Genomic DNA, 718 nt, shown 5'->3' on the forward strand with positions numbered 1-718 from the left:
GGTCTGGCCATTATTGAAATTAATGTCTTTCAAATCAACCCAAAATACATTTGGCGACACTGCTGATTCAAAGAAATACAAGCCGCGTTTGTGGTCTATAACCGTGCGCCAGCGCGTAGATGAAATATTCGGCTCCTCTTCTGTATTTAAGCCGAATGGCACAGAGGTATTGCGGATCACGCTGAATACGCTGGCTAAAGAATGCTCCGCTGAGGCATTTTTAGGAATTGCATTGGTGTAGAAAGAAGCCCGTGCAAAGCGGTCTGCGGCGCGGTTGGTTCCCGGCAGCATGGTCGTGCCGCCAATTTTTTTCCAGTAAGCATTCAGCGCCAGCTGCTGGTCAAATGTCGGTGAGTTTGTCATGACCTGATATTCACGGCTATGATGAATCACCTGCTTGCCGTTAATGTATTCAATAATTGCGCTGTCGCCTGACGCATCAGAAATGGACAGGTGAAGCGTGGCCAGGCGTTTTTCACCAGGCACTTGATCTGTCACAATCATGAACGGCTCTTTTTCCAGCGCTTTAACAGCTTCGTCCACTGTCGCAAAATTATCTAAAACATATTGCGCCCAAAGTGAAATGCTGAGCGGCGGCTTGGCATTCTTTTTCACATCCGGATATTCAGATTCCACCAGCCACAGCAGGTTCGCGGCCAGGCCTTTTTCATTTACGCCGTCTGTGGTTGAAATATCATAGCCTGTGGCGACAACGCTG

The 718-nt window shown here is 48.3% G+C and carries 1 protein-coding gene; it reads right to left on the reverse strand.

The window, feature by feature from the left end; all coding sequences use genetic code 11:
* Positions 1–718: linear amide C-N hydrolase (locus tag RSB01_RS14135; RefSeq protein WP_332625762.1), on the reverse strand; the 718-nt coding region annotated here is incomplete at both ends.

Origin of the sequence: Brevundimonas sp. (assembly GCF_036659295.1) — a bacterium.
Classification (GTDB): Bacteria; Pseudomonadota; Alphaproteobacteria; order Caulobacterales; family Caulobacteraceae; genus Brevundimonas.